General features: G+C 72.3%; 8 protein-coding genes. 1 reads left to right on the top strand and 7 read right to left on the bottom strand.

The genetic code is table 11. The features are described 5' to 3' along the window. Nucleotides 1–176: 176 nt before the first annotated feature. Nucleotides 177–2,570: a glycoside hydrolase family 3 C-terminal domain-containing protein gene (locus ABZ297_RS34750; RefSeq protein WP_355355428.1), complete on the bottom strand. Its 2,394-nt coding sequence runs from the start codon at nt 2,568–2,570 to the stop codon at nt 177–179. Nucleotides 2,571–2,960: 390 nt separating this feature from the next. Here ABZ297_RS34750 and ABZ297_RS34745 point away from each other — a divergent pair, with 390 nt between their 5' ends. After that, entirely contained in the window at nt 2,961–3,554 is a 594-nt protein-coding gene (locus ABZ297_RS34745) for a TetR/AcrR family transcriptional regulator (protein WP_355355426.1), read from the top strand. A 195-nt stretch (nt 3,555–3,749) separates the two neighbouring features. Here ABZ297_RS34745 and ABZ297_RS34740 read toward each other — a convergent pair whose 3' ends face one another. From ABZ297_RS34740 to ABZ297_RS34715, 6 genes are all read right to left on the bottom strand, one after another. Then, a complete protein-coding gene (locus ABZ297_RS34740) occupies nt 3,750–5,429 on the bottom strand; it encodes a PH domain-containing protein (protein ID WP_355355424.1) in 1,680 nt (559 codons plus the stop codon). After that, entirely contained in the window at nt 5,426–5,938 is a 513-nt protein-coding gene (locus ABZ297_RS34735) for a PH domain-containing protein (protein ID WP_355355422.1), read from the bottom strand. Before ABZ297_RS34735 ends, ABZ297_RS34740 begins: the two co-directional genes overlap by 4 nt. A gap of 200 nt (nt 5,939–6,138) precedes the next feature. Further along, nucleotides 6,139–6,753, bottom strand: a complete 615-nt coding sequence (locus ABZ297_RS34730) for a pentapeptide repeat-containing protein (protein ID WP_355355420.1) — start codon at nt 6,751–6,753, stop codon at nt 6,139–6,141. Between the two features lie 162 nt (nt 6,754–6,915). Continuing rightward, nucleotides 6,916–7,938 (bottom strand): hypothetical protein, encoded by a 1,023-nt coding sequence (locus ABZ297_RS34725; protein WP_355355418.1) that lies wholly within the window; start codon nt 7,936–7,938, stop codon nt 6,916–6,918. 79 nt (nt 7,939–8,017) lie between these two features. Beyond that, nucleotides 8,018–9,214 (bottom strand): acetate kinase, encoded by a 1,197-nt coding sequence (locus tag ABZ297_RS34720; protein WP_355355416.1) that lies wholly within the window; start codon nt 9,212–9,214, stop codon nt 8,018–8,020. Beyond that, entirely contained in the window at nt 9,190–11,493 is a 2,304-nt protein-coding gene (locus ABZ297_RS34715) for a phosphoketolase family protein (RefSeq protein WP_355355414.1), read from the bottom strand. The genes ABZ297_RS34720 and ABZ297_RS34715 overlap by 25 nt, the downstream gene beginning before the upstream one ends. Nucleotides 11,494–11,569: the final 76 nt, after the last annotated feature.

The following is an 11,569-nucleotide window of genomic DNA, read 5'->3' as shown; positions in this document are numbered from 1 at the left end:
CGGACCAGCTACAAAGCCACCATCAGCATCGACATCCTCACCACAGACCCTTGACCCACAGCCAAGACTCTTAACTACACGGCATTGGATCTAGACCCAATGCCGCGTGGTCAAGGGGTACGTCCTGCCGGTGTGCGCCGGCGCCTCTTCGACCGTCTCGAACGGGATGCGCCCTCCTACAGGGGCAGGGCGGTGGTGAGGCGGATGTCGTCGAGTGAATGCCCGGTCTGGAGCACGTAGTCCCCGGAGACCAGGCGCCATCCGTGTTCGCTCCAGACCTCGGCCGCGCGGCGTGGGATCTCGACGGACACCTCGGCGGACTCGCCGGGGTCGGCCTCGGCGACGGCGAACCCGACCAGCCAGCGGGCGGGCCTGGACTCGTCGGGCACCACGGGTGCCAGGTAGACCTGGACCACCTCGCGGCCGCGACGGTCGCCGGTGTTGCCCACCCGGACGGTGAGCGTCCCGTCGGCGTACTCGGCGGACTCGTAGCGCCAGGTCGTGTATCCGAGACCGGCTCCGAAGCCGTAGGCGGGAGCCGTACCCGATCGCTGCCAGGCGCGGTAGCCGACGAAGAGGCCCTCCTCGTAGCGCAGCACACCGTGGACGGGCGTGACGTCGATGACCGGACAGTCCTCGAGCACGCCAGGCCAGGTGGTCGGCAGGCGGCCGCCCGGCTCCGTACGGCCGAGCAGCACGTCGGCCAGCGCGTGGCCGCCCTCCTGGCCTGGGAACCAGGTGAGCAGGATGGCCGCGACCTCCTCCCGCCACGGCATCTCCACAGGAGAGCCGGCGTTGACCACGACGACCGTCCGCGGGTTGGCGGCGGCCACCCGGGACACCAGCTCGTCCTGGCGGCCGGGCAGCTTCAGCGACGTGCGGTCGAAGCCCTCGCTCTCCACCTCCTTGGTCGTGGCCACGACGACCACGGCGACGTCCGCCGCCGAGGCGACCCGTACGGCCTCCTCGATCAGCTCATCCGAACCGAGCGACGGCTCCCGGTGACCGAGCGTGGCGGCGACGACGGGGAACGACAGCAGGTCGGACCGGGACACCGTGTGCTCGAGGTGGACGTCGACCGGCTCCCCGGCGCGCAGCTCCACGTCGACGACGATGTGCGGCGGCGCCAGGAACAACGCGGCCGGGTCATCGCCCTGCGGGGCCATCGTCCCGTCGAAGCGGGTCTGCCCGCCGACGACGAGCCGGAAGCGACCGGCTCCCTCGATCGAGAGCCGGTGGACGCCGCCGACCGCGGGGGTGAACGTGCCGGTGATCTCGACGCTGCGCAGCTCTTGGAAGGCCACGCCTTCCGGCATCTCGCCGAGCCACTGGATCACCCCCTCGGACAGCGGGAGATCGCCGAGCACCCGCCCGTCCTCCGCCCGGCAGAGCGCGCGCAGCGGGAAGCGCGCCGGGTTGAGCCTGCCGCTGGGGTCGGCCCCGCGGGCGTACGCCATCCGGACCCCCGCAGACGCCAGCCCCTCGTACGGCGACACGACATGGGAGGGGAAGACCTGCGCGCTGCCCCCGCCCATCACGCGGGCCTCCTTCGCCGCTCCTCCGATGAGGGCCACGCTCGTGTCCGGGCCGAAAGGCAGGACGCCGTCGTTGCGCACCAGCGTGAACGACGACGCCGCGACCTCACGGGCCAGCGCCTCCCCGTCGACGGCCGGAAGGGGCTCGGCGCGGGGCGCGCCCCCCAGGGCGCCCACCCGGCGGGCCAGGGTCAGCACCCGGCGTACGTGCTCGTCCAGGACCTCCTCGTCCAGCTCTCCGGCGCGTACGGCCGCCGCGAGCGCCGGGCCGTACACGGTGTCGGGGCCGGGCATGGCGATGTCGAGCCCTCCGAGCGCGGCCCGGATCGTGTCGCGGGCGGCAGTCCAGTCGGAGATGATGACGCCGTCGAAACCCCACTCGTCGCGCAGGACCTTGTTCTGCAGCTCGTCATGTTCTGTCATGGTGGGCCCGTTGACGCTGTTGTAGGCCGCCATGACGCCGAACGGCCCCGCCTTCTTCACCACGAGCTCGAAGGGGGCCAGGTAGAGCTCGCGCAGGGCACGCTCGCCGACCAGGACGTTGGCGGTCATCCGCTCGCTCTCGAAGTCGTTGGCCACGAAGTGCTTGACCGTGGCGGCGACCCCGCCCTCCTGGACTCCGGTGACGTACGCGGCGGCGATCTCGCCGCTGAGCACCGGGTCCTCGGAGTAGCACTCGAAGTGCCGGCCGCCGAGGGGGGAGCGATGCAGGTTGACGGTCGGCGCCAGCAGCACGTGAACGCCCTTGCGGCGGGCCTCCTGGGCCAGCAGGTTGCCGACGCGGCGGGCCAGCGCCACGTCCCAGGTCGCGGCCAGGGCGGTCGGGCTCGGCAGGGCGATCGACGGGTCGTCGGTCGTCCATCTGGCGCCTCGGACGCCGATCGGCCCGTCCGACATGACGACCGAATCGAGGCTGACGCCGGGCGCCGCGGGCAGGCTCCACATGTCCTGACCGGCCAGAATGCGCGCCTTGGCGTCCAGGTCGAGTTTGCCCAGCGCCTGTTCCACGATGTCCTCGTGCTCGATTCCCGACACTGTCAGCGAACCTCCTTGTTGCAAGTGACCAGAACTGTGCCCACGATCACGCCGATCGGGGCGAACAGGAAGAGTGCGGGCCGGTTCCTCCGGCGCTGGCGTGAAGCGTCGTGCGGGAGCCGGGGCCGGCGGTCGCGCCGAGCGTCGCCGGCGAACCGGGGGCGGCGAGGGCGAGGCGGCGCACGCAGCCGGCGCGTGTGGTGGCTGGGAGAGACGCCGAGCCCACCTGGGCAGACGACGAGGGGCCAGCCACGTGATCTCCTTGAACCTCGCCGTACGCACTTTCCCTCCGGAGTATGCCCGCGATTACCGAGTGGTCGGTAGGTTGTGAAACGTAATCGTTATTCTTGTTGATCGCGTTAGGCTCGGCGCGACGAGAGGATTTGACGTATGGTGCGGCGCCGAGGATCACAGGAGAGCCGGCGGGAGGAGATCCTGCTGGCCGCCCTCGACGTGTTCGCCGAGCGCGGCTACACGGGGGCGTCGATCGCGTCGATCGCCGAGCGGGTGGGTCTCAGCCAGCAGGGGCTGCTGCATTACTTCCCGAGCAAGGATCGGCTGCTCGCCGAGGTTCTGCGGCTGCGCGACGAGCGCAACCTCGACGTGCTCGTGCTGCCCGGCGAGGGGGGAGCGATCACGCTGGACACCGTGGCCGCACTGGTCGAATACAACGCGCAGCGCCGCGGCATCGTGCAGTCCTTCACCGTCCTGTCCGCGGAGAGCGTGATCGAGGACCACCCGGCCAAGGACTTCTTCCGGGAGCGCTACGGAACCTCGCGTGCCTGGATGGCCGAGGTGATCCGCGCCGAACTCGGCGACGAGTTGCCCGCCGGCCTCACACCCGAGCAGGCCGCGCCGCTGATGTTCGCGGTGATGGACGGACTCCAGCTCCAGTGGCTGCTCGCCCCCGACGAGATCGACATGCCGGGGCTGTTCCGCGCCTTCCTCGCCCTCCTGAAAACCCGCCACCCGGCCGCCGAATAGCACTCCCTACGGCGACAGCCACTCCGCTCTCCTCGGCGGAGACGGTCTGGGGCCGACGATGAAGCGACGCGGCGTCGCCGCGATCCCGGCGGGTACGGCTCAGCGGACCGACCAGCTTGTCGGCGAGCGGCCCGCCGATCAGGGTGGCGAGCACGGAGGTGCCCGTGTGGTCGGCGCGGGGCGGTCGGTGGTCGGTTACGCGGGTGGGCGCGGCTCCAGGAACGGGGTCAGCAGGCCGGGGAGCGTCGCGTCGGCGAGGGAGGCGGCCTCCCCGGCCTCGATGTCCACCGCCTCGTAGTGCTGCTTGCCGGCCGCCGTCGTCGCCGTGAAGGTCGCCACCCCGGCCCGGCGCTGGAAGAAGGACTCGTGGACGATCAGGCCGATGACGCCGTCCGTGGACAGGACGTGCCGACGTCGCACCAGCGATCCCTGCCGCACCACCAGGTTCCCGCCGAGCAGGTTGTGGCCGAGGCTGCGGTACCGGTCGGCCGCCAGGAGGAGCCCGATCGGGAAGAGCGCCAGGGCGGCCTCCCACGTCCAGGCGGGCCACCCCGCCAGCCGCCACAGGAGCAGGAAGGCCGCGGTGACCAGCGCGGCGGCGGCCAGCGCCCGCGTGTAGCGGCGGCGGCGGGCCGCCGGGCCGTGCGGCTTGAGCGCGCAGGTCACCACGCTCGGCTCGCCGTACACCTCGCCCGCCACCCGCTGGACCTCCGCCACCGGGGACGGCGGCAGCAGCAGCGAGCCGCCGCGCTCGGCACCCCGGCCGACCCGCAGGCCGGTGGCGATCGCGATGAGCCGCGCGCCGCGGACCAGCCGCAGCAGCAGCGGCTCGCTGATCTCCACGCCCGCCACCCTGCGGTGCTCGATCGTGGTGGACCGGGTGGTGAGCAGGCCGCGCGTGACGTGCAGGGTGCCTTCGCGGTGCCGGGTGAGCCGGAAGTTCCAGAACGCGAGGACGTACCCGATGGTGGACAGGAGGGCCACCAGGGCCACCGCCCCGAGCGTCACCTCCAGCACCGCCAGCGGCACCGCCACCGCGTTGAGCTGGTCGTAGACGGCGCGCAGGGCGCCGATGTCGCGCGGGTTCAGTCTCGTCTCGTTGAACACCTGGCCCATCGCGCCCGCCAGCACCCCGATGGTCGCCAGCCCGGCGAGCGTGAACGGCCCGAACCTGATCCACGCCGGATCGAGCGCCGCCACCTCGACCTCGTCACCGTCCAGGCGTACAGCCTCCCGCGCGCCCGCCGCGGACAGGCCACGGCCGGGCACGCCTGACTGCGACCCGCCGACAGTCGGCGCCCCTTTTTTTGACCCGCCTGCCTCCGCGACGCCCGCGACCGGTGCGCCGCCGACCGGCCCTCCCGCCTCTGGCACACCCTCCAGCACGCTCCCGGCCTCCACCGAGGGGCGGCCTCGGTGCAGGAGTTCCTCGCGTAACCGGGACGCCTCCGCAGTCGACAGGGCGTCGAGCGTCACCCCCTGGTCACCGCGGTCGGAGCGGCCGGTGCCGATGACCACCCGGCTCAACCCGAGCACCCGCTGCAGGATGTGCGAGGTGAGGTCGACAGTCCGGACCCGGTCGCGCGGCACGGTCAGCACCTGCCGGCGCAGCAGCCCGCGGCGTACCAGCACCTGGTCGGGCGTCACCCGGTAGGTGGTGGTGAGCCAGCGGACCAGCCCCAGCCCGACCGCCACGCCCAGCCCGATCAGGCTCCACAGCGGGCCGTTGTCGTTGCGCCCGATGAACAGCACCCCGACCAGCACCGGCAGCAGCCGGATGACTTCCTGCACCGGATGCACGGCGAGCATGAGCGGGCTCAGGCGGCACCAGGCGGGCTCCTCGGCGACGGAGGCGGCGCTGTCGGTGGACGTCACGTCGCATCCCCGCCCACGGCCTGGGTGTTGGCGGTCAGCTCGGCCACCAGCCGCTGTGCGTCGGCGGACTCCAGCCCGTGGATGTGCACGGGCCCGCGCGCCGACGCCGTGGTCACCGTGACGTTGGTCAGCCCGAACAGCTGCTCCAGCGGCCCGCGCTGGGTGTCGACGGTCTGGATCCGCGACACCGGCGCGATCCGCCGTTCCCTGTTGAACCACCCCGACTGCGTGTAGACGACCTCGGGCGTGGCCTCCCACCTGTGCACCCTGAACCGCCAGCGCGGCATCACCGTCAGGTGCGCCGCCGCCAGGACGGCGGTCGCGACGAACCCGGCCACGTGCGCCGCGTTCAGCTCGTCGCGCACCAGCCAGACGATCTGCAGGGCTGTCACGACGACCCACCCCAGCCCCGCCCGCACCGTCCAGAACGGGATCGCCTTGCGGCTCACCAGGTTGGCCGGCGGACGAAGGAGCACCGCGACCGGTGCCGCGGACCCCGAATCCTGCACTGCTCCACCTCACCACTGCCTCGTCGGACGTTCCAGCTCGGCGCAGGCGAGCCCCCTGCCACAGGGGGCAAGCGCCGTCGCTGACTACCCCCGCCGCACCGTGGCTGCGGTGCGGCGACACCAGCGGTGGGACTCCCGAGCCGCTGCACCCTACTCCATTGTGGACATTTCCGGCCGCGTGCGCGGGCCTCGGAGAGATGTCATCTGGGCTCGCGGACGTCCAGCCCCAGCGCGGACGCCACCACCGTCGCCTGGTACGGGTCGATGATCGCCTTGTTGAGCGTGACCGTGTGCGGATCGAGGTCGCCCAGGTCGCTGCCGCGCAGGTCGCAGCCGGTGAGGTCGGCACTGTGCAGCCACGCCCCCGACAGGTCGGTGCGCAGCACCTCGGCGCGCTCCAGCCGGGCCCCGCTCAGGTCGGCCTCGCGCAGTCGTACCCCGTCGAAGGTGCTGCCGCGCAGGTCGGCGCCCGGCAGGCCGACGTACGACCAGTCGCCGCCCTCGACCTTCAGCAGCCCGAAGGTGCAGGAGTCGAACACGCTGCCGGTCAGCTTGCAGGAGGAGAAGGTGGCGTCGAAGAACGAGCACCGGGAGAAGGTGCAGTTCAGGAACATGGCGTCGGTGTGGGCGGACACGTTGAACCGGACGTTCCTGAACGTGCACTCCTCGAACACCGAGCCCTGGTCGACCACCTCGGTCATGTCGACGTCGGCGAACAGGACGCGGGAGAACGTCTCGCGGGTGAGATCGCGGCCGTCCCAGTCGGCGGAGCTGATGGTGGTGTCGATCGGGAGAGCCCGCTTCCTGTCGGCCATGCCAGGCACGCTACGCGACGCCACCGACAGATCCGCTCGCAGGCTGATCCGCCGGCCGCTCGCGCGCGTTTCCACGGACAGATCCGTTCGCGGGCTGATCCGCCGGCTGCCTGGACGCGCTTTCGCCGGCAGGTCCGGTCGCGAGCGTCTCGCCGGGAACGTTCAGGCGTCAGGATCGGGGGCCAGCGCCTCGGCCTGCCGCCACAGCTCGGGCAGCGTGCCCAGGACCTGGCCGGCGCGGCGCCGCCGGGCGGCGAAGGTCTCGGCGCCGAGGTCGGCGAGCAGTTCCAGGAGCGCGTCCTCGGACAGGGGCGCGCCGGCGGCGGAGAGCTTGGCCAGGCACCGCGCGTGGGTCGCGACCAGCCAGAAGACGGACTCCCTGTGCAGGCCGCGCCGGATCAGGTCGCGGCTGCCGTCGATCGCGACGGCCCGCGCCTCGTCGCTGATGTCCGAGGAGAAGCGGTACGACGGCGCGGCGACGTCCTTCGCCGCGTCGAACACCGCCTCCAGCGCCGTCAGGTGGTGCTCGGCACGGTCGGGTGTCAGCTCGGCGCAGCCGAGCAGGCCCAGCAGCGTCTCGTGGCAGGCGAGCCGGTCGTGCTCGGCGAGCAGCCGCCTGACCGCCTCGTAGCGCCGCCGGATGGTGGGGTTCTGCAGGCCCGCCACCAGCAGCACGTGCGTCGTCACCCCGGTGCCGAACAGCCAGGTGGTGACCTGGTCGGTCAGCGGCGCGGACTCGTCCATCGCGGCGAGCAGGTGGCGCACGCGGTCCATCGCCTGGCGGGAGCGCGCCAGCACCCATCGCCGCTCGCCGAAGTGGCGGGCGACGCTCTCCTGGATCACGGTCAGCCGGCCGGTCGGGTCGGCCAGCACTCCCGGCAGGTGGAAGCTGCCCGCCAGGTGGTAGTCGCCCAGGACGGCCTCGGGGGAGCGCAGCGGCCCGTCGTCCGGCATGCAGGAGACTTCCAGCAGGACGCCCCGGTGCCGGAACTTGCCGAGCCCCACCGGCGGCGCGGACGGGTCGCGCACGACCATCACGTCCACGTCGGAACTGTCGGCCAGCACGTCGTCAGGCCGTGCCCACAGCGCCGAGCCCGTCAGGAACGCGCCGCGGAAGCCCGGTAGCCGGGCCCCCTCGCCGAGCACCCACTGCCGCGCGACTTCCCGTCCCTCGCCCACCAGCACACCGGTACCTTACGGGCTCCGTTGGACGGGTGCGGCGCGTGAAAGGGGCGGCGGCGCGGCCGCCGGGCTGCCGGGCGGGTCACTCGATGAGCGACAGCGTCTGGCTGGCGATCTCCCACTCCTCGTCCGTCGGGATGACCAGCACCGCCACGTCCGACGCAGGCGCCGACACGGCGCGCTCCTCGGTCGAGGACGCCTCGTTGCGCGCCGGGTCGATCGTGATGCCGAGCCGGTCGAGGCCTGACAGCGCCTCGGCCCTGGTGGCCGCGTCGTGCTCGCCGACCCCGCCGGTGAACACGATCGCGTCCACCCGTCCGAGCACCGCGTAGTAGGCGCCGACGTACTTGCGGATGCGCCGGGTGTAGACGTCCAGGGCCAGCCGGGCGTCGGCGTCGCCGCCGGCGGCGCGCCGCCTGACCGTCCGCATGTCGCCGGAGCCGGCGAGGGCGAGCAGGCCGCCGTGCCGGTCCAGCGCGTCCTCGGACTTCTCCGCGTCCAGCCCGGCGACCCGCGCCAGGTACCCGGACAGCGCCGGGTCCGTGTCGCCGGAGCGGGTGCCCATGACCAGCCCTTCCAGCGGGGTCAGCCCCATGGAGGTGTCGACGCTGCGGCCCGCGGCCAGTGCGGTGGCGCTGGCGCCGTTGCCGAGGTGCAGCACGATCAGGTTCAGCTCCTCCAGGTCGCGGTCCAGCAGGGCCGCGGCCCGCCGCGCGACGTAGGCGCAGGACGTCCCGTGGAAGCCGAACCGGCGCACGCCGAGCCGCTCGGCCCACTCACGCGGCACCGCGTACGTGTACGCCTCGGGCGGCAGCGTCCGGTGGAAGGCGGTGTCGAACACGGCCACCTGCGGCACGCCGGGGAAAGCGTCCCGCGCGACCCGGATCCCGGTCAGGTTCACCGGGTTGTGCAGCGGCGCGAGCGGCGCCAGCTCCTCGATGGCGGCGATCACCGCGTCGTCCACCAGCACCGGCTCGCGGAAGCGGGTCCCGCCGTGCACCACCCGGTGCCCCACGCCCACCGGCGGGTCCGCGCGCAGGTCGGGGCCCGCCGCGGCGAACGCCTCCAGCATCGAGGCCAGCCCCTCCGCGTGCGTGGCGAAGCGACCCCGCCGCTCGAAAGCGGGCCGCTCGAGACCGGCGTGGTGGGTGAGGCGCCCGTCGTCCTCGCCGATCCGCTCGACCAGCCCCCTGGCGGGGCGCTCCCGCGTCCGGACGTCGACCAGCTCGTACTTGATGGACGACGAGCCGGTGTTCAGGACGAGTACGCGTGCGGCCATGTCCAGTCCCTGATCTCGGCCGGGTCCTCGCCGTGCTCGCGGGTGTGGACGCGGGCGCGCAGCCGGGCGTCGATCATCTGCTGGCGCAGGTGGGCCTGGGTGGCGCCGAGCCCGGGGACCCGGTCGATGACGTCGATCACCAGGTGGTAGCGGTCGATGTCGTTGAGCATGGCCATGTCGAAGGGCGTGGTGGTGGTGCCCTCCTCCTGGTAGCCGCGCACGTGCAGGTGGTCGTGGCCGTGGCGGCGGTAGGCCAGCTGGTGGATGAGGGCGGGATAGCCGTGGAAGTTGAAGATGACGGGTTTGTCGGTGGTGAACAGGGCGTCGTACTGGGAGTCCGGCATGCCGTGCGGGTGCGCGGTGGGAGGCTGCAGGCGCATGAGGTCCACGACGTTGACGACGCGCACCCTGAGCTCGGGCAGGTGCTGGCGCAGGATGGCCGCGGCGGCGAGGGTCTCCAGGGTCGGGACGTCTCCGGCGCAGGCCAGGACGACGTCCGGCGAGACGCCCGCGTCGGTCGACGCCCACGGCAGGATGCCGAGCCCGCGGGTGCAGTGGGCGATGGCCTCGTCCATGGTGAACAGGTCGAGGACGGGCTGCTTGCCGGCGACGATGACGTTGACGTAGTCGCGCGAGCGCAGGCAGTGGTCGCCGACGGAGAGCAGCGTGTTCGCGTCGGGAGGCAGGTAGACGCGGACGACCGACGCCTTCTTGTTGACCACCACGTCGAGGAAGCCGGGGTCCTGGTGGCTGAAGCCGTTGTGGTCCTGGCGCCACACGTGCGACGACAGCAGGTACGTCAGCGAGGCGACCGGCAGCCTCCAGGAGATCTTCTGCGACGACTCCAGCCACTTGGCGTGCTGGTTGAACATGGCGTCCACGATGTGGATGAACGCCTCGTAGCAGTTGAACAGGCCGTGCCTGCCGGTCAGCAGGTAGCCCTCCAGCCAGCCCTGGCACAGATGCTCGCTGAGCACCTCCATCACCCGCCCGCCGGGGGCGAGATGCTCGTCGGTGGGCAGCAGCTCGGCGTTCCAGGCGCGGTCGGTGACCTCGAAGACGGCCGACAGCCGGTTGGAGGCGGTCTCGTCGGGGCCCATCAGCCGGAAGGTGCGCGGGTTGGCCGCGATCACGTCGCGCAGCAGCCCGCCGAGCACCTTGGTGGGCTCGCTGGACTGGGTGGCGGGGGACTTGACCTCCACCGCGTGCTCGCGGAAGTCCGGCAGGCGCAGCGGGACGAGCAGTTCGCCGCCGTTGGCGTGCGGGTTGGCGCTCATCCGGCGCGGCCCCTCGGGCACGGTCTCCAGGATCGTGCCGACCGGCCGCCCGTCGCGGTCGAACAGCTCCTCCGGACGGTAGGAGCGCATCCACTCCTCCAGCATCGCCAGATGCTCGGGATTCTCCCGTACCTGGGCGAGCGGCACCTGGTGGGCCCGCCACGTGCCCTCCACCGGCAGCCCGTCGACCTCGCGCGGCCCCGTCCAGCCCTTCGGCGTCCGCAGGACGATCATGGGCAGCCGGTCGGCCGTGCCCGCCCGGTAGGCGTCGATCTCCCGGAACACCTCGTCCAGGGTGGCCGCCATCTCCTCGTGGTCGGGGCCCACCAGGTGCGGCCGGTAGCCGTACCCCTCCAGCAGCTTGAACAGGTCGGCCTGCGGGATCCGCGCCAGGATCGTCGGGTTCGCGATCTTGTAGCCGTTGAGGTGCAGGATCGGCAGCACCACTCCGTCACGCTCGGGGTCGAGCAGCTTGTTGGAGTGCCAGCTCGCCGCCAGCGGGCCCGTCTCCGCCTCGCCGTCGCCCACCACGCACGCCACGACCAGGTCCGGGTTGTCGAAGGCGGCGCCGAAGGCATGCGCCAGCGAGTAGCCCAGCTCGCCGCCCTCGTGGATGGAGCCGGGCGTCTCGGGCGCTGCGTGGCTCGGGACGCCGCCGGGGAAGGAGAACTGGCGGAACAGCTGTCGCATGCCCTCCGCGTCCCGCGTGACATGCGGGAACCTCTCCGTGTACGAGCCCTCCAGCCAGGCGTGCGCCACCGCCGCGGGACCGCCGTGCCCGGGGCCCATGATGTAGATCATGTCCTGGTCCCGCTCGCGGATCACCCGGTTCAGGTGCGCGAAGCAGAAGTTCAGGCCGGGCGTGGTGCCGAAGTGCCCGAGCAGGCGGGGCTTGATGTGCTCCGGCCGCAGCGGCTCGGCCAGCAGCGGGTTGTCCAGCAGGTAGATCTGCCCCACCGACAGGTAGTTGGCGGCACGCCAGTAAGCGTCGATACGATCCATGCCCTGCTCATGCCCCGAGACGGCGTCCTCGCACGCCGGAGGCGCGGGCTACCGTCACGCCCGTCCCGCTGGTTAG

The organism is Nonomuraea sp. NPDC005983, from assembly GCF_040614375.1.
Lineage (GTDB): Bacteria > Actinomycetota > Actinomycetes > Streptosporangiales > Streptosporangiaceae > Nonomuraea.
This window is presented reverse-complemented; position numbering and strand designations above follow the sequence as displayed.

Excerpts from the sequence above, each read along its gene's own strand:
- ABZ297_RS34745 (WP_355355426.1), top strand. The coding sequence starts at position 2,961 with ATGGTGCGGCGCCGAGGATCACAGGAGAGCCGGCGGGAGGAGATCCTG.
- ABZ297_RS34720 (WP_355355416.1), bottom strand. The coding sequence starts at position 9,214 with ATGGCCGCACGCGTACTCGTCCTGAACACCGGCTCGTCGTCCATCAAG.
- ABZ297_RS34730 (WP_355355420.1), bottom strand. The coding sequence starts at position 6,753 with ATGGCCGACAGGAAGCGGGCTCTCCCGATCGACACCACCATCAGCTCC.
- ABZ297_RS34715 (WP_355355414.1), bottom strand. The coding sequence starts at position 11,493 with ATGGATCGTATCGACGCTTACTGGCGTGCCGCCAACTACCTGTCGGTG.